Here is a 20,900-nt window from a genome sequence, read left to right on the forward strand (position 1 = left end):
CGCGCGTTCAACGCGCGTTCCGTTTTCAACGCACCCGGCGCATGGGCGGCCGATAACCCGGAATCTGCCGCAACGCGTGGTCGCATGCAGCGGACAACGCGGCCAAACGGTCGACGCTCTCGCGCATTTCAACGTGCGTGCGCGTAATGACTTGGCGCAGATGTTCGAGGCGCGGCGAGATCGAATCCGCAATCACGGTGCACTCTTCCTTGCGCGCGACCAACGCTTCCGCGTCCTCGCGCGCCTCGCGAAGCTCCATGATCGACACCGCGTTCTGTGCGAGTTGTCGTGCGTAGTGTTCGGCAAGATCGCCGAAGCCGATCAGGCGCATGCGCTCGACGAACGCGCGCATCGACTCCATCGCGAGTTCGCCTGCGTCGTAGGCCATGAATTGCACGTCATTGATCGGTAGGGATGTGCGTCCTTCGGGGGTATCGAATTCGAGCCGGGTCGGCATGATGTTGAGTGCGTGGTATTGAAGATGCGCAAATTCTAGGACGTCGATGCATGCGCGCTGCTCGGAACTTGACGAAACGCGATGCGCCGAAAAGGCAATTCAACGTTACGTACCGAATGCACGATGCCTCGAACGATTTCGATCCCGCGCGAGGGAAGGATCAGACCCTCATCGCATTGCTTGTTTGCTCATGCATTTCGGGCGCATCCGCGGCAATCGCCAACACGTCGCTCAATCATTTTGCGAACTGCAACAGATCGCACACGATTCAATTCGACCGCGCCTTGAATTAATAAACCGTTGCGCAAATCGCTTCATACGTCCCGCCAATTTAAGCTTGAAAAGACGCATTGCATCTACCAACAATGAAGTCATCCTTCGTGCTGGCCATCCCACAATGCCGAGCGAATCCGATACGCGTCCCCTGGACGAGAAAAACGAAATTCGCAAATCAGAGGAACTGCGCAGCTTTCTGTTTCTGACCGTCGTGATGGTTCCCGTGCTCACGGTCATGTTCATTGCCGCGTATGGATTCGCCGTCTGGTTCTATCAGATGCTGGTAGGCGGACCGCCGCATCATTGAAAAATCACCGCGACTATTTCAATAAAGGGACGCGCATGCCCGTCGATACCCACGATCGTTTCGACGATCAGACGGACAACTCTGATGAGTTTCACGTCGCGGGCGTCGTTGTATACGCCCGGATAGAAAGCCTGAAACGCGTCGCGGAGCATCTTGCGGAATTGCCCGGCGCCGAAGTGCACGGGTTCAATGCCGACGGAAGAATCGTTCTCACACTCGAAGGAAATCGCTCGTTCTATGTCGCCGAATTGCTGCACGCGGTTCAGGCCCTACCGGACGTCGTGAGCACCGCGCTCGTCTATCAGCATCACGAGCATGTGGATCCGCTGAGCGAGGAAATCGCCGATGAAACTGACTCGTCGCGCGTTCATTAAGCAAACGGCGGCCGCCACGGCCGCCGCATCCGCGGGCATCACGCTGCCCGGCACGCAAGCCGTCGCCGCAGGCGATGACATCGCCTGGTCGAAAGCGCCCTGTCGCTTCTGCGGCACCGGTTGCGGCGTGCTCGTCGGGGTCAAGGGCAATCAGGTGGTCGCGACGCAGGCGGACCCGCAAGCCGAAGTCAATCGCGGACTGAACTGCGTCAAGGGCTATTTCCTCTCGAAGATCATGTACGGGCAGGACCGCCTGACCACGCCGCTCATGCGCATGAAGAACGGTCAGTTCGACAAGAACGGCGAATTCGCGCCCGTTTCGTGGGACACGGCCTTCGACGTGATGGCCCAACACTTCAAGCGCGTGCTGAAGGACAAGGGGCCGACTGCGGTCGGCATGTTCGGCTCGGGGCAATGGACCGTGTGGGAAGGCTATGCCGGCGTCAAGCTGATGAAGGCCGGCTTTCGCAGCAACAACATCGACCCGAACGCGCGGCATTGCATGGCTTCGGCGGTGACGGGCTTCATGCGCACCTTCGGCATGGATGAGCCGATGGGCTGCTACGACGACATCGAAGAAACCGATGCCTTCGTGCTGTGGGGCTCGAACATGGCCGAGATGCATCCGGTGCTGTGGACGCGCGTGACCGCACGCCGTCTGTCGGACCCGAACGTGCGCGTTGTCACGCTGTCGACGTTCGAGCATCGTTCGTTCGATCTCGCCGATCAGACGATCGTCTTCACGCCGCAGTCCGATCTCGCGATCATGAATTACATCGCGAATTACATCATCAAGAACGGCAAGGTGAATCGCGAGTTCATCGAAAAGCATACGGTGTTCAAGAAGGGCAATGCCGATATCGGCTATGGCTTGCGACCCGATCATCCGCCGCAGAAAGCCGCGAAGAACGCGGGCGACCCGAACGGTTCGCAGCCGATCACCTTCGACGAGTTCGCGCAGTTCGTCTCGCGTTACGACGCCTCTTATGTGACGAAGCTGTCGGGCGTGCCGAAGACCAAGCTGGATCAGCTCGCGCAGTTGTACGCGGATCCGAAGACGCGCGTCGTGTCGTTCTGGACGATGGGCTTCAATCAACACACGCGCGGCACGTGGGCCAACAACATGGTCTACAACCTGCATCTGCTGACGGGCAAGATCGCAACGCCCGGCAACAGTCCGTTCTCGCTGACGGGCCAGCCGTCCGCATGCGGCACGGCGCGCGAAGTCGGCACGTTCTCGCATCGTTTGCCGGCTGACATGGTGGTCACCAACCCGAAGCATCGCGAGGAAGCGGAGCACATCTGGAAGCTGCCGGAGGGAACCATTCCCGACAAGCCCGGTTTTCACGCGGTGCTGCAAAACCGCATGCTGCGCGACGGCAAGATCAACGCCTACTGGGTGATGGTCAACAACAACATGCAGGCCGCCGCGAACATGAACAACGAGGGGCTGCCGGGTTATCGCAATGCGTCGAACTTCGTGGTGGTGTCGGATGTTTATCCGACCGTCACGGCCGTTGCCGCCGATATGATCCTGCCATCCGCGATGTGGGTCGAAAAGGAAGGCGCCTATGGCAACGCGGAGCGCCGCACGCAGTTCTGGCATCAACTGGTCGAAGCGCCGGGGCAGGCGCGCTCGGATCTGTGGCAGATCGTCGAGTTTTCCAAACGCTTCAAGGTGGAGGAAGTCTGGCCTGCCGAGTTGATCGCGAAGAAGCCGGAATACAAGGGCAAAACGCTCTACGACGTGCTTTACCGCAACGGTCAGGTCGACAAATTTCCGTCGTCGCAGGAAGACGCGAAGTATCGCAACGACGAAGCCAAGGCCTTCGGCTTCTATATCCAGAAGGGCTTGTTCGAGGAATACGCGAGCTTCGGGCGCGGCCACGGCCATGATCTCGCGCCGTTCGACAACTATCACCAGGCGCGCGGACTGCGCTGGCCGGTCGTAAACGGCAAGGAAACGTTGCGGCGTTACAAGGAAGGCTCCGATCCGTATGTGAAGGCCGGAACGGGCTGGCAGTTCTATGGCAATACCGACGGCCGCGCCGTGATCTATGCCTTGCCGTACGAACCGCCGGCCGAGTCGCCGGACAAGGAGTATCCGTTCTGGCTCGCGACCGGACGCGTGCTCGAACACTGGCATTCCGGCTCGATGACACGTCGCGTGCCCGAGCTGTATCGTGCGTTCCCGAACGCGGTGTGCTTCATGCATCCCGACGATGCGAAAGCGCTCGGTCTGCGGCGCGGCGTCGAAGTGCGCGTGATCTCGCGACGTGGCGAGATGCGCACGCGCATCGAGACACGCGGCCGCGACAAGCCGCCGCGCGGGCTCGTCTTCGTGCCGTGGTTCGATTCGAGTCAACTCATCAACAAGGTCACGCTCGACGCCACCGACCCGATCTCCTTCCAGACCGACTTCAAGAAGTGCGCGGTCCGGATCGTCCGGGTTCAGGCCTAGGAGCACCTATGCGCACGCTGCTCGCCGTCGTCATCGTTCCGCTGGTCGCGCTTGCCGCGCTCGCGATCGCGCAGCCGACCGTACCGGACCTGCCGTTCCACGATTCGCTGCGCGGCACGGCGCCGCTCAACGAAGAGCCGAAGCCGCCGCTCATCGTGCCCACGGAGAACAAGGACGTGATACGCGGCCTCAACTACGCGCAGCAGCCGCCGACCATCCCGCACAAGATCGACAACTATCAGCTCGACAAGAACGCCAACCGCTGTCTCGCGTGTCACGCGCGCAGCCGTGCCGAAGAAAGCGGCGCGGTGCCCGTCGCGGTATCGCATTACATGGACCGCGATGGCACGGTGTCGGGACATCTTTCGCCGCGCCGCTACTTCTGCACGCAGTGCCACGTTCCGCAGGCGGATACGAAGCCGCTGGTCGGCAATTCGTTCGTCGCCGTCGAGGACATCAAGCAGGCGCCCAAGAACCAGAAACGATAAGCGACCCATCACCATCATGCGCGAACTGATCAAGCGCTACTGGATCACCATTCGACGGCCGAGCCTGTATTACAGCCTCGGCTTTCTGACGCTGGGCGGCTTCATTGCAGGCGTGGTCTTCTGGGGCGCGTTCAATACGGCAATGGAACTGACCAACACCGAAGCGTTCTGCACCGGCTGTCACGAGATGCGCGACAACACGTATGCGGAGCTTAAGAACACGATTCACTTCAGCAATCGCACGGGCGTGCACGCGAAGTGTTCGGACTGCCATGTGCCGCACGAATGGACCGACAAGATCGCGCGCAAGATGCAGGCGTCGAAGGAAGTGTGGGCGAAGATCTTCGGCGTGGTGAACACGCGCGAAAAGTTTCTCGACAAGCGGCTCGAACTCGCCGAACACGAATGGGCGCGCTTCAAGGCGAACGATTCGCTCGAATGCCGCAACTGCCATTCGTTCCAGTACATGGACTTCACGCGACAAAGCCCGCGCGCACAGGCGGCGCATCAACGCTTTCTGGAGACGGGCGAGAAGACGTGCATCGATTGCCACAAGGGTATCGCGCATGAGTTGCCGAACATGGTGAAAGCTCAGGAACAGGAAAACAGCAAGAAGTAACGAACGCCGCGACCTGCACTGCATTTCGACGTAAAGGAGACATCGATGCTGAGCGCCCGGCAACTCGACATCATGCGCGGCCAACGCACGATCGTGGCGGGCGTGGATTTGCATGTCGATGGCGGCGCGGCGCTCGTGATTCACGGCGCGAACGGCAGCGGCAAGAGTTCGCTGATCGCCGCGCTCGCGGGCTTGCTGCCGCCCGTTGCGGGTCATGTGATGTGGCGTGGCGCGGACGTGCGCGATGACCCGGCGCGCTTTCGCCGCGATCTCGCGTATCTCGGTCACGCCGACGGCTTCAACGGCGATCTGAGCGTAGCGGAGAATCTGCGCTTCGCGGCGCTCATCGGCGCGCACGTCGCAAAAGCTGTGCAGCATGACGGCGACGTGCTCGATCAGGCCGGCATATTGCCGCTGTTGCACGTGAGCCTGAATCGCTTGTCGCAAGGACAAAGACGCCGCGTCGCGCTCGCACGGCTCGTGCTCGCAAACAAGCCGCTCTGGCTGCTCGACGAACCCACCGACGCCCTCGACGATACCGGCGCGACATGGTTCGCCTCATGTATCGACGATCATCTGCGCGCAGGCGGCACGCTCGTCGCGACGACGCATCGTCCTTTGCTTGGCGGTTCCGGTCACGCGCGGCATCTGCATCTTGCACGGAGCGCGGCATGATCGCGCTGACGCTTCAGGTCATTCGCCGCGAACTGATGCTGCACTGGCGCGCGCGCACGCTTACGTTGTCGGTGCTGCTGTTCTTCGTGCTCGCGTCGAGTCTGTTCGCTATCGGCATCGGTCCCGAACCGAAGCTGCTGCGCGCGGTCGCGCCGGGCGTGCTGTGGGTCACCGCGTTGTTCGCGGCGTTGTTGTCGGCGGGACAGCTATTCAACAACGACTTCGCGAGCGGCGCGCTCGAACAGATGCTGCTCTCGCCGCAGCCGCTCGCGTGCATCGTGCTCGGCAAAATCGCCGCGCACTGGCTCACGACCGGCCTCGCGCTCGTTGTGCTGGCGCCGCTCGTCGCGCTCGAATACGGACTCGATGCCCGCACCGTTATCACGCTGATGGGCTCGCTTCTGATCGGCACACCACTGCTGTCGCTGCTCGGCTCGATGGGCGCCGCGCTCACGCTCGGCGTGCGCGGCGGCAGTGTCGTGCTCGCGCTTCTGGTGCTGCCGCTGTATGTGCCGGTGCTCGTGTTCGGCGTCGGCGCGGTTGATCCGGCGGGCGGCGCTGCGTGGTCGCACGCGAATTTCTCGCTGCTCGCGGCGGCGCTGTGCGTCGCATCGTGGCTGTGTCCGTGGGCGAGCGCGGCGGCGCTGCGCATCTCGATGGAGTAGTGCCGATGAACACGTTCCGCTATGCATCCCCGCGTCACTTCGAACGCTTCGCCGCGCGCGCCGCGCCGTGCTTCGGCATCGCATCGGTCGTGTTGATGGCCGCGGGACTCGCGATCGGCCTCGTCATCGCGCCTGCGGATGCGTTGCAACGCGACATCTATCGCATCATGTTCGTACACGTGCCCGCCGCGTGGATGTCCATGTTCATCTACGTCGTCATGGCCGCATATAGCGCGCTGCATCTCGCGCTGCGCACGCGTCTCAGCGCGATGATGGCGCGTGCCCTCGCCCCCACCGGCGCACTTTTCACGGCGATTGCGCTCATTTCCGGCGCGCTGTGGGGCAAGCCGACATGGGGCACATGGTGGGTCTGGGATGCGCGGCTGACGTCCGAGCTGATCCTCTTCTTTCTCTATGTCGGCTTCATTGCGCTGCACGCAGCCATCGACGGCTCGCGCCGCGCCGATCGCGCCTGTTCCGTGCTCGCGCTGATCGGCGTCGTGAATATCCCGATCATCTATTTCTCCGTGCAATGGTGGTACACGCTGCATCAGGGACCGTCGCTCGGCTTCGGCAGCGGCGTGGCGATGACCGCGTCGATGGCAAGCGGCATCGGCATCATGACCGCCGGATTCTGGGCCTACGCGATCGCCGTATCGCTTGCGCGCGTGCGCGTCATCATGCGCGCCCGCGAACGCATGCCTGCGGGCGAGCGGCCCTCACGCATCGAGGAGCGCGCCGCATGATCACGCTCGAATCCGTATTGACGATGCTCGCCGCCAACCCGCTCCTGTCCGCCGCGCTCGCGATCACCTTTCTGCTGATGGGCGCGGAAGCGTGGCTCGTGCGTCGTGCGCTGCGTGAATCGGAGTTGCATCGATGAAGGCGCGGCATCGCAGATTCGGTCTCATCGCACTCGGCGTCGCGAGCGCGGCGCTGGCATGCGCGTTCGTGCTGAATGCGTTTCGCGCCAACGTGATGTTCTTCGTCAGTCCAAGCCAGATTGCCGCACACGAGGAAACGCAGACGCGGCGCTTCAGGCTCGGCGGTCTGGTCGAACGCGGCTCGCTCGTGCGCGATGCGGACGGGCGCACCGTGCGCTTCATCGTGACGGATGAGCGCGCATCGATACCCGTGACTTACGAAGGCGCGCTGCCCGATCTCTTCCGCGAAGGCAGCGGCGTCGTGGCACACGGCACGCTTGGCGCGGACGGTCGCTTCCACGCCGACGAAGTCCTCGCAAAGCACGACGAAAAATACACGCCGCCGCAAGTCGAACGGGCTTTGCGCGATGTGCGGGCTTCCGCAAATACCGACGCGGGAACCCGGCGATGATCCCCGAACTCGGCCACTTCGCGCTGATTCTCGCGATGCTGCTCGCGCTCGTCGCGGGCGCGCTGCCGATGCTCGGCGCGCACTTCGACATCGAACGATGGATGCGCGTCGCCGCGCCCGCCGCGTGCGGGCAATTCGTCTTCGTCGCGATTGCGTTCGGCTGTCTCACGGCGTCGTTTCTCGGCGACGATTTCTCCGTCATCTATGTCGTCGGCAACTCGAACTCGGCGCTGCCGGCGATCTATCGCGCAACGGCGGTCTGGGGCGGCCACGAAGGATCGCTGTTGCTGTGGGTGCTGTTCCTCACGCTCTGGATGAGCGCCGTCGCTCTAACCGGCCGCTTGCTGCCGCCACGCTTCGCGGCGCGCGTGCTCGGCGTGATGAGCTGGATCGATGCGGGCTTTCTGCTGTTCATGTTGCTGACGTCGAATCCGTTCGCGCGCATCATGCCGCCCGCGATGAACGGGCGCGATCTCAACCCGCTGCTGCAAGACCCCGGCATGGTGATCCACCCGCCGTTGTTGTACATGGGCTATGTCGGCTTTTCGGTGGCGTTCGCGTTCGCCATCGCCGCGCTGCTCGACGGAAAGCTCGACGCGGCCTGGGCGCGCGCGTCGCGGCCGTGGACCATTGCGGCATGGACGTTCCTCACGCTCGGCATCATGCTCGGCAGCGCGTGGGCCTACTACGAACTCGGCTGGGGCGGCTGGTGGTTCTGGGACCCGGTCGAGAATGCATCGTTCATGCCGTGGCTCGTCGGCACCGCGCTCATTCATTCGCTCGCCGCCACCGCGAAGCGCGGCGCGTTTCGTGCGTGGAGCGCGCTGCTCGCGATCTGCGCCTTCTCGCTTTCGCTGCTCGGCACCTTCCTCGTGCGCTCGGGCGTCGTGACATCGGTGCACGGTTTCGCTTCCGATCCGGCGCGCGGCGTCTTCATTCTCGCGCTGCTGGCGATCTTCGCGGGCGGCGGCTTTGCGCTCTTTGCATGGCGTGCGCCGCGCGCGGCATCGACGGTGGGCTTCGAAACCGTCTCGCGCGAATCGCTGTTGTTGTCGAACAATCTGCTGATGCTGGTCGCGGCCGCCTCGGTCATGCTCGGCACGCTCTATCCGATGGTCCTCGACGCGCTCGGCCTCGACAAGATTTCCGTCGGCGCGCCGTACTTCGACAGCGTGTTCGTGCCGCTCATGACGCCCGCCGTCTTCCTGATGGGCGTCGGGCCGCTCGCGCGATGGAAGGCCGCGCGTCTGCCCGCACTTGCCGTGCGGCTGCGCTGGGCCGCGCTCGTCAGCGTCGCGACGGCGCTTGTTGCGCTCGTGATGGTCGGGTCGCGCCCGCTCGTCGGCCTGGGCTTCGTGCTCGCCGCCTGGACATTCGCCACAATCGCAACAGGTATGGCGGAGCGCTTCGGCCAAGGCGCGCGGCGCGTGCGGCTCGCGACAGTCGGCATGTGGCTGGCGCACGCGGGCGTCGGTGTGTTCATCGTCGGCGTGACGATGGTGAAGGGCTTTCCCGTCGAGCACGATGCGCGGCTCATGGCGGGCGGCGCCGTCGATGCGGGCGGCTATCGCTTTCGTCTCGACCGCGTCGAGGCAATCGACGGCCCGAACTATCGCGCGACGCGCGCCACCATCACCGTGACGCGCGACGGACGCCTGATCGCAACGCTGCATCCCGAGAAGCGCGAATTCCTCGTCTCGAACATGCCGACGACCGAAGCCGCCATCGATCAAGGCGTGCTGCGCGATCTTTACGTCGCGCTCGATCAACCGGCGGGCGGCGGCGCGTGGGGCGTGCGCATCCAGATCAAACCGTTCGTGCGCTGGATCTGGGGCGGCTGCATTTTGATGGCGCTCGGCGGTCTGCTCGCGGCATTGGACCGGCGTTACGCGCGACGGCGTGCGGCGCAACCGGCGCAAGCGGCGCATGCAGAGGCGGCTGAGTCGGCTGACTCGGCGCTGCAACCGATCGGCGAGACCGGACGATGAAACGCTTCCTGATCCCGCTCGCGGTGCTCGCGCTGCTCGTCGCGCTGCTGGGCGCCGGTTTGCGGCACGACCCGCGCCGGCTGCCTTCGGCGCTCATCGGCAAGCCTGCGCCCGCGTTCGATCTGCCGCGTCTCGATGGATCGAACCGCACGATGTCATCCGACGCCATGCGCGGTCAGGTCTGGATCTTGAACGTGTGGGCGTCGTGGTGCGAATCGTGCCGCGACGAGCATCCAATGCTGATGAATCTCGCGGCGCGCGGCGTGGCGCCCGTCTACGGGCTGAACTATCAGGACGAGCGCGAGCCCGCGCTGCACTGGCTCGCCACGGTGGGCGATCCGTACGTGATGTCGCTCGTCGATCGCGACGGGCATACCGGCATCGACTATGGCGTGTATGGCGTGCCGGAGACGTTCGTCATCGATCGTGCGGGCGTGGTGCGCTATCGGCAGGCGGGGCCGCTCACGCCCGCATCGCTCGATGGCGTGATCCTGCCGCTCATCGGCCAACTGCAAACGGAGAAGGTGCGTGATTAGCCGCTTCCTCGCGATACTTTTCGTGCTGCTCAGTCAGACGCAGGCGCACGCGCAGGAGTCGCCCGGCGACGAACGCGCGCGCCGGCTCGCCGAGCACTTCCGCTGTGTCGTTTGCCAGAATCAGAGTCTCGCGGATTCGAACGCGAGTCTCGCCGCCGATCTGCGCGCGCGCATTCGCGAGCAAGTCGCGCAAGGTGCCAGCGACGAGCAGATTCAGGCGTTCATGGTGCAGCGCTACGGCGATTTCGTGCTGTATCGTCCGCCGGTCAAACCGGTGACGTGGCCGCTGTGGTTCGGTCCGCTCGCCGTGCTGGCGGCGGGCGCGCTCGCGATGGCGCGGCACATCCGGCGTGCCCGCAAAACGCGGCAACTTGCGAGCGCGAAGCCATGACAGCGTTCTGGCTGAGCGCCGCCGCCATGATGCTCGCCGCGCTCGCGTGCATCGTGACGCCGCTGTTGCGCACTCGCGCACAGCAACACGGGCCTGCGTTCGCGCCGCGCCATGCTGCCGTGGCGGGCTTACTGATCGCGCTCGTTCCGGGCGCGGCGCTTACGTTGTATATGCGCATCGGCGATCCGGCGGCGCTCGCGATTCAGACCGCGGCGGAGCCGTCACCCTCAGAAAATCACGCAGACTCACCGGGCTCGATGCAAGCCGTCGTCAGCCGTCTCGCCGCGCGACTGCAACGCACGCCCGACGATGCTCAAGGCTGGGCGATGCTCGCGCGCTCCTACATGGCGCTCGACCGTCCCGGCGATGCGACGCAAGCGTATCGGCGTGCCGTCGCACTGAATCCGCGCGACGCCGAACTGCTCGCCGATTACGCCGACGCCATGGCCAGCGCCAACGCTGGCGATCTGAACGGCGCGGCGCTCGGCGTGGTCGAATCGGCGCTCGCGCTCGATGCGAAGCAACCGAAAGCACTGGCGCTGGCGGCATCGGCGGCAATCGACCGGCGCGACTATGACGGCGCGATTCGCTTCTGGGAGCGCCTGAAAAATGCGCCGGATCTCACGCCGCAAATCGCGCAGCAGGCGCAGCGCAATATTGATGAAGCGCGCACGCTCGCCACGCAAGACAAGCGCGTGCGAGCGGCTTTGGCTTCGGCTTCGGCTTCGGTGGAAGTACGGGTGCGGCTGAGTCCGGAGCTTGAAGGGCGCGTTCATCCCGGCGACACGGTTTTCGTCTACGCGCTCGCCGACGACGGATCACGCATGCCGCTCGCCGTGCGACGGCTGCAAGCGGATCAACTTCCCACGACCGTGCGTCTGGACGATTCCATGTCGATGGCGCCGAACCGCCGCCTCTCCGATTTCGCGCGCATCAGCGTGGCTGCGCGTGTGTCCGCGTCGGGCAAAGCGCAGCCCGAACCGGGCGATCTGAGCGGATCGAGCGGACTCGTTTCATCGCGAGAGGAAGGTGTCATCGACGTGAGAATCGCCGATGTCGTGCGTTGAATGCGGCGCTTATTTTGCCTTGAGGGCGTTGGGTTGAACCGACTTGGCGCCTCCCATGATTTCGAGCCCCCAGTCGCCTTGTTCGAACCAGTCATCGCCCAGCAATTCGGCCGGATGCTGCGTGCGGCTCGAACCGTTACCGCAGCGCATGCCATCCGTTCCGCAATAGTGATCGCAGCCCCAGCAATTGCGTTCCGGATGCTTCGGATTAAGGGGAAAAGGTTTCGACATGGTTTCGATACTCCTCGATTGCGGCGCGCGGGACGTCAACACCGAGACTAAAGCGGCGGGCGCGGGCCACCAATCGGAATTCGACTAGTCCGTCACGCGCTCCGCGAAACGATGCGTTTCAGCACGCCGCAGGCGCGCGTGTCGCGCCGCCGGTCAGCAGTAAATCGAGCAGATCGCGGACGCTGCGGATCGCGTGATCGAAAGGCAGCCGCTCGCGTCCGCGAAAGAACAGGCCGTTGCCGACGTCGCCCCGCAGCGCCGCCGCCAGCCGCGTGTCGATACAAAAGTGCCCGAACTTCTCGATGCCGTCGCGCAGCCCGCACGCGCTCAGACATTCGAGCGCCGACGGACACGTCTGCTTGCGCGCGCCGATCTTCGTGCGGATGCGTTCTTCGTTGCGCAGATAGCGCATGAGCCACGGCGTCTTTACGGCACGCGCGGGCAGCCCCGTCACGCTGACGAATTCGACGATGTCGTCCGGCTGGGCCTCGGCCAGCACGCGCTTGAACTCGGGATGCGCATCGCCCTCTTCGGTGACCGCGAACGGCGTGCCGATCTGCACGCCATTCGCGCCGGCCGCGAGCCATGTGCGCACGGCATCGTGACTATTGATGCCGCCCGCGACGATCACGGGCACATCGGCGCGCGCCAAGCCCAGCGCGGCGAACGATGCATCAAGCTCGGCCAGCACGCGCTCGAAGCCGAAGCGCTCGTGGTCCATATCGGCGATGTCCGCCACGCCGAGATGGCCGCCCGCATGCGCCGGATGCTCGATCACGACGGCATCGGGCAAGCGGCCTTTCTTCATCCACTTCTTGAGCACGAGCGTGACGCCACGGCTGTCGGAGAGAATCGGGATCAGCGCGATATCGCAGCCTTGCGTGAGATCGGGCAAGTCGAGCGGCAAGCCCGCACCCATGACGATGGCATCGGCGCCCTGCTCGCACGCAACGCGCACATAGTCGGCATGCGCGCTCACGGCCTTCATCACGTTGACGGCGATCATGCCGCGGCCTTGCGACAACGCTTTCGCAGCTTCGATCTCACGCGCGAGCGCCGTGAGGTTGGCGCGTTCGAGCGTGGCGCGCGAATGATCCGCGCGGCACATTGCGAGCAAGTCTTCGTGATGATGACGCAAGTCGATGCTGGCGATCGTGCCCATCGCGCCCTCACGCGCCACGCTTCCCGCAAGCCGATGCGCCGACACGCCCACGCCCATGCCGCCCTGCACGACCGGCAAGAGGCTGCGGCCGCGTATCGTGAGCGGGGCGAAAGAGTGAGTCAGTGATGTCGGGAAAAATTCGGTTCGAGCTTGATGAGCGTTCATTGAGTTGACTCTTGAGATAGTGCGTGCGCGCCGTTGCGCTGAATATCGTGACCGGCCGCATACACGGCGACCTGCACGCGGCTCGTGAGATCGAGTTTGCGCAGAATGTTGCGCACGTGGATCTTCACCGTGCTCTCCGCGAGCATCGGCGCACGAGCGATTGCCTTGTTGCTCGCGCCGCGCGCGAGTTCGCGCATGATGTCGCGCTCGCATGTGGTGAGCGGATCGGCCGCCGGAGTTGGAGCATGCGCAAGCGCGGCCCTGAGAGCGCGCATGCTGGCGATGAGCTTCGCCGTCATATCGTCCGCGATCACGGGCAGACCCGCCGCGACCTTGCGGATCGTAGCCCTTGGCCATCGTCTTCGACAAGGAGGCTGAAATCGCGGCCATTGACGATCGTCACGGAAACGCGCTGCGCCTCTGCATGTTTGCGGATGTTTGATAAAGCGTCCTGCAAGATGAACATCACTTGCGGTTGCTGATCCGGTGCCAGAAGCAGCCTGCCCTCATGACGATGATCAAGTTCGAGCATGATACGTGTCTGCATGCCGAAGCGCTGGATCGATTCGTCAACAGCGTGTTTCAGTTCGGCGCGACCGAGCAAGGGCACGATCTCGCCGATCTCGTTTATGCGTGCTTCGCGCGTCGCGGCTTCGAGAAGATGCACCTGCATCTTCAGGAAGTTCAGGCTCTGCGCAACGAGATTGCGCTTTTCGGACACCGCGAGTTGCCGCGCGAGCGAAGTGCAGCGACAACGAGCCGAGCTTCCGTGCGAGAAATTCTCACAACGCGTCGATCACGCCTTCTGCGAAGCCAACGCAATGCAGCTTGCCGGATCGATTGAAAAATGGATGGTTTCCCCGACCGGCGTCTTGTGCGACGGATGCACGCGCGCCAGCACGATCTGCTCGCCGACCCTGATCTGAAAGTCGAGCGTTTCCCCGAGAAACACTTTTGCCGCGACGGTACCGGTAAAGACGTTGCGCCCGCTCACACCGTCGAGCGTCTCGTGGACCATCACGTTTTCCGGCCGCGCGGAGATCACCACTTCGTCGCCGGGGCGGCACGACACCGCATTCGCCACCGCGATCGGGCCAATCGACGATTCGATCAGCACGAGTCCCGCGTCGTCCTCACATTCGCGCACGCGGCCATCGATGAAATTGGTCGAGCCCACGAAGTCCGCGACAAACTTGCAGTTCGGCAGATCGTAGATGGCGCGCGGCGCCGCTTTCTGCACGATCTGGCCGTCTTTCATCACCGCAATTTCATGCGACAGCGCCAGCGCTTCTTCCTGATCGTGCGTCACGTAGATCGTCGTAATACGCAACTCGCGCTGCATGCGCTTCAGTTCGAAGCGCATCTTGTCGCGCAGCTTTGCATCGAGATTCGAGAGCGGTTCGTCGAGCAGCAGCAGCTTCGGTTCCATCACGAGCGCACGCGCCAGCGCGAGACGTTGTTGCTGACCGCCCGACATGCGCGTTGCCTCGCGGTCCGCGACATGATCGAGGCCCACCGCCGTCAGCACGCGCATGACCTTCTCTTCGATCTCGCGCTTCGAATACTTCTTCTCGCCCACTTCCAGCGGAAAGCTCGCGTTGCGAAAGACCGTCATGTGCGGCCAGATCGCATACGACTGAAACACCATGCCGAACTTGCGCCGATTCGGCGGCACGAAGGTCTCGTCGCGTGCGGAGAACACGGTCATGCCGTTCACCGAAATCGAGCCGCCGACCGGACGTTCGAGCCCTGCGATGGAGCGCAGCGTCGTGGTCTTGCCGCAACCGCTCGGACCGAGCAGCGTGAAGAGCTTGCCCTCGGGTACATCGAACGAAACGTCGCGGGCCGCGCGCACGCGCACGTTGTTGCCATCGACATATTCGGTGTTCAGACCTTGTACGTTCAGCACCTTCGTCTCCGATTATCTTTGTCGTCGCGCGTGTCAGGCGTGATTCGCCTTCACGCCGAACTTGCCGCCGATCCATTGCAGAAGCATGACGAGCGCGAGCAACGCGAGCACGAGCATCACCGACAGCGCGCTGAGTTCCACGTATTGCCCGTTCTGCCAAAGCTCCCAGATCACAATGGAGACCGTCTCCGCACCGGGGCTATACAGAAGAATGGAACTCGACAACTCGCGGATCGACACGATCATCACGTAGATCCATCCTGCGAGCAGGCCCGGCTTCAGCAGCGGCAGCACGATACGAAAGAACGTCGCGCTCCAGCTTGCGCAACTCATCGCGGCGGACTCTTCGAGTTCCTTGTGGATCTGCACCATCGACGTCGTCGTGTAACGCATGCCGTACGGCATGAAGCGCGTGATATAGGCGATCAGCAGAATCCACAACGTGCCGTAAATGCCGATATCGACCTTGAGCGAAACGATCATGAACGATAAACCCAGCACCAGCCCCGGAAACACGAGCGGCAGCGATGCGAGGTTGTCGAGGAACCAGCGGCCCGGCAGCTTCGTCTTGATGACGATCCAGCAGATCACCGCCGACAGCAACATGACCGCGGTCGCGCAGCCGAACGACAGCAGCAGGCTGTTGAGCACGGCGTGCCTGAGCGTCGAGAGATGCAGGATGTAGCGGTAGGCATCGAACGAGAGATGATGCAGCGCCGCGAGCGACGGCGTGCGGTAATACTTCTGCAGCGAGGACCACAGCAGCACCGCGAACGGCAACGCAACGATCAGCAGAAAGTAGACGACGAACACGCCGACCGTCAGATAACGCCACTTGCCGATCTCGACGACGCGCGGGCGAAAGCCCTTGCCGCTCATCGTCGAATACTTGCCGCCGCCGGACGATACGCGCGATTGCAAATACAGCCCGACAGACGTGATCGCGAGCAGCAGCATCGAATACGACGACGCGAGACCGATCTGACTCGGATACTGTTCGATCGCTTCATAGATCGACGACGTGAACACTTGCAGCTTCACCGGCAAGCCGATCAACGCAGGCACTTCGAACGATTCGAGCGCGCGCACGAAGAGAATCAAGAGCGTCGAGACGATGGCCGGAAACGCGAGACGCAGCGTGATGCGCCACATCGTTCGCGCGATGCCCGCGCCGCTCATCAGCGACGATTCCTCCAGCGACGGGTCCATGCCGCGAAAAGCGGCGGACATCAGGAGGAAGGCCATCGTCGAATAATGCAGGCCGTCCACCCAGATCATGCCGCCCATGCTGTAGATGTTGAAGACCGGCTTCGTCACGCCGAACAGCGAACCGAGCGCGACATTGAGCACGCCGATCTTCGGGCTTGCGAGAAAGATCCACGCGATGGTGAAGAGAATGCTCGGCACGATCAGCGGAACGATCGTGATCGCATAAAAGAACTTGCGGAACGGCGTATTCGTGCGCTCGATGATCCACGCGAGCACAGTGCCGATCGAGAACGACACACACGCCGCGCCGAATGCGAACTTGAGCGAGTTGAACAGCGTGCGCAGCGTCTCCGGGGTGCCGTACGCGAGCGTGTAGTTGCCGAAGGTAAAGACCGCGGGACTATCCGCGACTTGCGGCGTGAAGAAGCTCTGCCAGAACAGGAACACGAGCGGAATCAGCGCCAGCACGCCCGTGATGGCGACCGCGCCGCCGATCACGAGCCACTTCGCATCGAGCCGCGTGGAACGCGATATGGCTGCTTTCATCGCATCGAATGTCAGTTCCAAGCGCGGCCCCTCCTCGAAGTGATCGACTGAATGTCATCGGATGAGGGTCATCATAAACTTAGGTATCTAAGCAAATATACCTGCGGAAAATACCGATGAGACGCTGGCACGGCAAGCGTTCTATCGAGCGAAATGAAAAGGCTCAGCCGGGCACGCGAGTGGCCGCGACGCGTTCATGCGGTCCCGACAATCGTCCCATCAGGAACACGCCGAAGCCCGCGAGCAGCACCGGCAACGCCGCGACGCGGAACACTTCGGCGGGCGTCCAGTGCGCGGAATACATCACGCCGACGATCAGCGGCCCCGCGATCCCGCCCAGGCGGCCGATGCCCAGCGCCCAGCCCACGCCGGTCGATCGCAGGTTCGACGGATAGTAGATCGCCGCGAGCGCGATCACGCTCTTCTGTCCGCCGCTGATGCAGAAGCCCGCGCAGAACACGGCGATCATCAGCAGCCACACGGGCGCGGCAAACGTCGAGGCCACCATGAACATGAACAGGCAACCGGCGGCATACATTACGGTGAGCGTGACGTAAGGACCGACGCGGTCCATCGCGAGGCCGAGCGGCACGGCGGAGATGACGCCCGCAATGGTCGGCAGCGCGGTCACCCAGACGACTGTCGCAACGGGATAGTTGAGGCCGGTGAGCATCGTCGGCAGCCAGCTTTGCAGGAAGTAGAACTCCGCGAGATTCAGGAAGAACACGCCCCACAGCAGCAGCGTTCCCGCCGACGTGCGGCCGCGAAACAACGCGGCCACGCTCGCACGCGCTTCGCCTTCGTCTTCGAGCGTGAAGTGGCTGCCCGGCGGAATCTGCGCGCCGGGAAACACCTTCAGCACGAGGCTGCGGATGCGCTCATCGGCGTGCGGACGCTTCTTCAAAAACGCGAGCGACTCGGGCAGCATGAAAGCGAGCAGCACCGCGAGCGCAAGCGGCGCGACGGCGCCCGCGAGCATCAGCGATTGCCAGCCGAACGCGGGCAACAACACGCCCGACATGAAGCCCGCCACCACGAAGCCCAGCGAAAAGCCGCAATACACGAGCAGCACGAAGGTCGAACGCACGCGCTTCGGAGCGAACTCGCACGTCAACGCCACCGCGCTGGGCGCCGCCGCGCCGAGACCGATGCCCGTCAGAAAGCGCAGGCCGATCAGTTCCGTCACGTTGGTCGCGAACACCGTGAGCAGCGTGAAGATCGCGAAAAACACGGTGCTGAAGACCATCATGCGCTTGTGGCCGAAGCGGCCGGAAAGCGGCGCAATCGCGAGATAGCCGACCATCAGCCCGACGAGTGCCGCCGAGAAGATCGAGCCGAGAATCTCGCGCGGCAAGTGCCAGCTTTTGGCGAGCACCGGCACGATGTAGCTCACGGCCTGCGTGTCGAAGCCGTCGAGAAACATCAGCAGCGCGCACAGCAGCACGATCAGATATTGCCGCCCGTTGATGCGCTGCCGTTCGATGATGTCCGAAACGTCGATTCCTGGGGATCCCACTTTATTGTCTCCGTGTGTTTGTTATTCGAATGCCGGTGATGCGCTCGCTAGGCCACCGGTTCGAGCGCGTCGGTCTGCACGAACGCATCGCAGAAGAATTCGTCGTCGGGCAGGCCCGCGCGCGTGAATTCATCGCGGGCGGCGCTTGTCATCGCCGGGTTGCCGCATGCGTAGACCTGATGCGCGTCGAGCGCGGCATGATCCGCCAGCACCGCGCGATGAACGAGTCCCGTGCGGCCGGTCCAGTCGCCATCCGGATCGGATAGCACGGGAATGAATTCGACGTGACCGTCGTCGTGCCATTTCTGCGCGAGATCGGCGAGGTAGAGGTCCTGCTTGCGGCGCGCGCCCCAGTACAGCTTCAGCGGACGCGCGAGCTTGCGCTTGATCGCATCTTCGACGATCGACTTCACCGGCGCGAACCCCGTTCCCGTCGCGACGAGAATCACCGGTTTCGTCGAGTTGTCGCGAAAGAAGAATTCGCCGTATGGGAGTTCGATCCGCAACTTATTGCCGACCGAGAGTTCCTTCAGCACGCCATCCGAAAAGCGCCCGCCCGCAACGTGGCGCACGTGAAGATGCACGCTGTCGCTTTGATGCGGCGCATTGGCCATCGAATAGTTGCGGACCGCGTGTTCGTCGAGATGGATCTGCAAGTATTGACCCGCACGGAACTTCGCGCGCACGCCGGTCGGGAGCCGCAGTTGCAGCACGGTCACATCGGGCGCGGCCTGCGTGATGCGGAACACGGACGCATCGAGTTTCTTGCGCACGATGCGCTCGCGCTTCTCGATCTTGCGCGGCGCGATGCTGATGTCCGCATCCGGCCGCACGCAGCACAGCAGCGCTTTTTCGATGACGCCATTGGCATTCACCACGCCGCCCTCGCACTCCGCGCACACGCCCTTGCGGCACGAATACGGCAGCGCGAAGCCCGCGCGTTCGGCGGCATCGAGCACGCTTTCGCCGTCGTTGCAGTCGAAGGTGATGTCGCTCGCGGCGACCTTGATCTGGTAAGACACGCATACTCCTTTCAGGCTTTGGCGGCTGCGACGGGCGATTCCCCGCGCGTCACGAGCGCAATCGCGCCGAGCAACGGCGACGGGTCCGCGACGAACTGCCCGGCGATATCGAAACCGCTGCCATGTCCGACGCTCGAAAACACGACATCGCCGCCAATCGACATCGCCGCCGAATGACGTCCCGCGCGCAGCTTGACCGGAATGTGGCCCTGGTCGTGATACATCGCGACGAACACGTCGATGTCCTCACGCATGAGCAGCAAGTCCGCGCCCTGCGGGCCGATCACGTCGATGCCATCGTCACGCAGGGCCGCGACGGCGGGCTCGGTCACGTCGATATCCTCGCGCCCGAACAGGCCGCCTTCGCCCGCATGCGGATTGATGCCCATCACGCCGATGCGCGGCCGCTCGACGCCCATCGCGTGCATGGCGCGGACCGCCGCACGCGCCGCGCCTTCGACCTGCCGCGGCGTGAGACGCGCGAGCGCGCCCGCGAGGCCTTCGTGCAGCGTCGCGTGAACGATGCGCAAGCCGCCGCCGACGAGCAGCAGATAGACGTCGTCGGAGGCTAAGCCCAGATGCTTCGCGACGTAGCCGGGATAGCCCGCGAACGCCGTGCCGGACGCGTTGATCGCCGTCTCCGAATGCGGACACGCAATGACGGCGCTCGCATGGCCCGCGCGCGCGGCGTCGAGCGCGGCGCGCACGTAGGCGAGCGTGGCCGCGCCGGCCGCCGCGCTCACTTCGCCGGGCTTGAACGCATCGACGGGCAGCGCCGGGACGTCGAGCACATCGAGCGCGGCGGGCGAGAACGCGGGCAACGCATCGGCGCGGACTGCGCGTATATCGAACGAGGGCGCGCAACGCTGCGCCGCCCAGCGGATCACATGCGCATCGCCGACAAGCAACGCGCGCGGACCGTCGTGCACGGCGAGCCACGCCGCCGCTTTCACGGCGATCTCCGGCCCGATGCCGTTCGGGTCGCCGATAGCGAGCGCGATCGGATAAGCGGCGCGCGTCATAGCGGCAGCGCGAGCAGCGTATCGATACGCGAGCTGTCGCACACCGCGATGCGCTCGCGCAGCTTCACGCTCGCCTCGTGGCGCACGTAGACGTCGAGATAGCGGCCGGTGACGAAGAGACTCGTCGTGCCGTCGCGCATGATGCGCGCGACCATGAACGACGTCTCGCTGCGCACCTCGTCGCCGCTCTCCGACACGATATACGGCTGCCCGAGCAAATGCCGGTACGCATGGCGCTCGTAGATGTTCGCATCGCGCAGCGACGCAATGCGGTCCACCAGCATGCCGCGCGATGCAGCGTAGATCAGTCCCGCTTCGAGACCGCGCTTGTGATTGTCCGCGGTCGTCACCTTGTACACGCATTCGCCGACGAAGAAGTCCGGCCATTGCGCGAGGTCGCCATCGTCGATGCAGCGTGCGTACTCCGCCTGCGCCCGCGCGATCAACTGGAAAGTGTCTTGCATGATGCTCGTCCCCGT

At 63.8% G+C, this 20,900-nt stretch carries 24 protein-coding genes and 1 pseudogene; 14 read left to right on the forward strand and 11 right to left on the reverse strand.

What is annotated here, in order from left to right:
- Positions 1 to 25 precede the first annotated feature (25 nt).
- Positions 26 to 457 (reverse strand): hypothetical protein, encoded by a 432-nt coding sequence (locus tag BRPE64_RS30155; RefSeq protein WP_016348799.1) that lies wholly within the window; start codon positions 455 to 457, stop codon positions 26 to 28.
- 397 nt (positions 458 to 854) lie between these two features.
- On the opposite strand from BRPE64_RS30155, the gene napE reads away from it, so the two are divergent.
- Genes napE through BRPE64_RS30220 form a run of 14 tightly spaced genes read left to right on the forward strand, consistent with a single transcriptional unit; the run spans position 855 to position 11,639 of the window.
- On the forward strand, positions 855 to 1,040 hold the full coding sequence (gene napE / locus BRPE64_RS30160) for a periplasmic nitrate reductase, NapE protein (RefSeq protein ID WP_016348801.1): 186 nt from the start codon (positions 855 to 857) through the stop codon (positions 1,038 to 1,040).
- A gap of 35 nt (positions 1,041 to 1,075) precedes the next feature.
- Positions 1,076 to 1,414, forward strand: coding sequence for a chaperone NapD (locus BRPE64_RS30165; protein ID WP_016348802.1), 339 nt, complete (start codon positions 1,076 to 1,078; stop codon positions 1,412 to 1,414).
- Positions 1,386 to 3,875: a periplasmic nitrate reductase subunit alpha gene (gene napA, locus BRPE64_RS30170; protein ID WP_016348803.1), complete on the forward strand. Its 2,490-nt coding sequence runs from the start codon at positions 1,386 to 1,388 to the stop codon at positions 3,873 to 3,875. Before BRPE64_RS30165 ends, napA begins: the two co-directional genes overlap by 29 nt.
- 8 nt (positions 3,876 to 3,883) lie before the next feature.
- Positions 3,884 to 4,363, forward strand: coding sequence for a nitrate reductase cytochrome c-type subunit (locus BRPE64_RS30175; protein WP_016348804.1), 480 nt, complete (start codon positions 3,884 to 3,886; stop codon positions 4,361 to 4,363).
- A 16-nt stretch (positions 4,364 to 4,379) separates the two neighbouring features.
- A complete protein-coding gene (locus BRPE64_RS30180) occupies positions 4,380 to 4,982 on the forward strand; it encodes a NapC/NirT family cytochrome c (RefSeq protein WP_016348805.1) in 603 nt (200 codons plus the stop codon).
- Between the two features lie 45 nt (positions 4,983 to 5,027).
- Complete coding sequence (gene ccmA, locus BRPE64_RS30185; protein WP_016348806.1) at positions 5,028 to 5,657, forward strand: heme ABC exporter ATP-binding protein CcmA; 630 nt, start codon at positions 5,028 to 5,030, stop codon at positions 5,655 to 5,657.
- The gene (gene ccmB / locus BRPE64_RS30190) at positions 5,654 to 6,322 is read left to right on the forward strand and encodes a heme exporter protein CcmB (protein WP_016348807.1); all 669 of its coding nucleotides are present in this window, start codon (positions 5,654 to 5,656) and stop codon (positions 6,320 to 6,322) included. Before ccmA ends, ccmB begins: the two co-directional genes overlap by 4 nt.
- 5 nt (positions 6,323 to 6,327) lie before the next feature.
- Complete coding sequence (ccmC, locus tag BRPE64_RS30195; RefSeq protein ID WP_044043944.1) at positions 6,328 to 7,068, forward strand: heme ABC transporter permease CcmC; 741 nt, start codon at positions 6,328 to 6,330, stop codon at positions 7,066 to 7,068.
- Positions 7,065 to 7,205 carry a hypothetical protein gene (locus tag BRPE64_RS33520; RefSeq protein WP_016348809.1) on the forward strand — a complete coding sequence of 47 codons (141 nt, stop codon included), beginning with the start codon at positions 7,065 to 7,067 and terminating at the stop codon, positions 7,203 to 7,205. The genes ccmC and BRPE64_RS33520 overlap by 4 nt, the downstream gene beginning before the upstream one ends.
- Positions 7,202 to 7,657, forward strand: a complete 456-nt coding sequence (gene ccmE / locus BRPE64_RS30200) for a cytochrome c maturation protein CcmE (protein WP_016348810.1) — start codon at positions 7,202 to 7,204, stop codon at positions 7,655 to 7,657. Before BRPE64_RS33520 ends, ccmE begins: the two co-directional genes overlap by 4 nt.
- Positions 7,654 to 9,645, forward strand: coding sequence for a heme lyase CcmF/NrfE family subunit (locus BRPE64_RS30205; protein WP_016348811.1), 1,992 nt, complete (start codon positions 7,654 to 7,656; stop codon positions 9,643 to 9,645). Before ccmE ends, BRPE64_RS30205 begins: the two co-directional genes overlap by 4 nt.
- Complete coding sequence (locus BRPE64_RS30210; protein WP_016348812.1) at positions 9,642 to 10,181, forward strand: DsbE family thiol:disulfide interchange protein; 540 nt, start codon at positions 9,642 to 9,644, stop codon at positions 10,179 to 10,181. Before BRPE64_RS30205 ends, BRPE64_RS30210 begins: the two co-directional genes overlap by 4 nt.
- The gene (locus BRPE64_RS30215) at positions 10,174 to 10,572 is read left to right on the forward strand and encodes a cytochrome c-type biogenesis protein (RefSeq protein ID WP_016348813.1); all 399 of its coding nucleotides are present in this window, start codon (positions 10,174 to 10,176) and stop codon (positions 10,570 to 10,572) included. The genes BRPE64_RS30210 and BRPE64_RS30215 overlap by 8 nt, the downstream gene beginning before the upstream one ends.
- Complete coding sequence (locus BRPE64_RS30220) at positions 10,569 to 11,639, forward strand: tetratricopeptide repeat protein (protein WP_016348814.1); 1,071 nt, start codon at positions 10,569 to 10,571, stop codon at positions 11,637 to 11,639. The genes BRPE64_RS30215 and BRPE64_RS30220 overlap by 4 nt, the downstream gene beginning before the upstream one ends.
- 9 nt (positions 11,640 to 11,648) lie before the next feature.
- Here BRPE64_RS30220 and BRPE64_RS30225 read toward each other — a convergent pair whose 3' ends face one another.
- The 10 genes and pseudogenes from BRPE64_RS30225 to BRPE64_RS30270 all read right to left on the reverse strand — a co-directional run bounded on the left by BRPE64_RS30225 (position 11,649) and on the right by BRPE64_RS30270 (position 20,888).
- Positions 11,649 to 11,870 (reverse strand): DUF3079 domain-containing protein, encoded by a 222-nt coding sequence (locus BRPE64_RS30225; RefSeq protein WP_044043622.1) that lies wholly within the window; start codon positions 11,868 to 11,870, stop codon positions 11,649 to 11,651.
- Positions 11,871 to 11,988: 118 nt separating this feature from the next.
- Positions 11,989 to 13,197, reverse strand: a complete 1,209-nt coding sequence (locus BRPE64_RS30230) for an NAD(P)H-dependent flavin oxidoreductase (protein WP_044043629.1) — start codon at positions 13,195 to 13,197, stop codon at positions 11,989 to 11,991.
- Positions 13,194 to 13,544: pseudogene (locus tag BRPE64_RS30235) on the reverse strand (LuxR C-terminal-related transcriptional regulator); the annotation flags it as partial. The gene BRPE64_RS30230 and the pseudogene BRPE64_RS30235, both read right to left, overlap by 4 nt.
- Positions 13,508 to 13,918 (reverse strand): sensor histidine kinase, encoded by a 411-nt coding sequence (locus BRPE64_RS30240; protein WP_016348818.1) that lies wholly within the window; start codon positions 13,916 to 13,918, stop codon positions 13,508 to 13,510. The pseudogene BRPE64_RS30235 and the gene BRPE64_RS30240, both read right to left, overlap by 37 nt.
- Before the next feature lie 75 nt (positions 13,919 to 13,993).
- Positions 13,994 to 15,106, reverse strand: coding sequence for an ABC transporter ATP-binding protein (locus tag BRPE64_RS30245; RefSeq protein WP_016348819.1), 1,113 nt, complete (start codon positions 15,104 to 15,106; stop codon positions 13,994 to 13,996).
- Positions 15,107 to 15,139: 33 nt separating this feature from the next.
- Positions 15,140 to 16,882: an ABC transporter permease gene (locus BRPE64_RS30250; protein WP_016348820.1), complete on the reverse strand. Its 1,743-nt coding sequence runs from the start codon at positions 16,880 to 16,882 to the stop codon at positions 15,140 to 15,142.
- A gap of 142 nt (positions 16,883 to 17,024) precedes the next feature.
- The gene (locus tag BRPE64_RS30255; RefSeq protein WP_016348821.1) at positions 17,025 to 18,377 is read right to left on the reverse strand and encodes an MFS transporter; all 1,353 of its coding nucleotides are present in this window, start codon (positions 18,375 to 18,377) and stop codon (positions 17,025 to 17,027) included.
- 47 nt (positions 18,378 to 18,424) lie between these two features.
- The gene (locus BRPE64_RS30260; RefSeq protein WP_016348822.1) at positions 18,425 to 19,399 is read right to left on the reverse strand and encodes an FAD-binding oxidoreductase; all 975 of its coding nucleotides are present in this window, start codon (positions 19,397 to 19,399) and stop codon (positions 18,425 to 18,427) included.
- Between the two features lie 11 nt (positions 19,400 to 19,410).
- Positions 19,411 to 20,421: a PdxA family dehydrogenase gene (locus BRPE64_RS30265; RefSeq protein ID WP_016348823.1), complete on the reverse strand. Its 1,011-nt coding sequence runs from the start codon at positions 20,419 to 20,421 to the stop codon at positions 19,411 to 19,413.
- Positions 20,418 to 20,888, reverse strand: coding sequence for an aromatic-ring-hydroxylating dioxygenase subunit beta (locus tag BRPE64_RS30270; RefSeq protein WP_044043948.1), 471 nt, complete (start codon positions 20,886 to 20,888; stop codon positions 20,418 to 20,420). The genes BRPE64_RS30265 and BRPE64_RS30270 overlap by 4 nt, the downstream gene beginning before the upstream one ends.
- Positions 20,889 to 20,900: the final 12 nt, after the last annotated feature.

The organism is Caballeronia insecticola (assembly GCF_000402035.1).
Lineage (GTDB): Bacteria > Pseudomonadota > Gammaproteobacteria > Burkholderiales > Burkholderiaceae > Caballeronia > Caballeronia insecticola.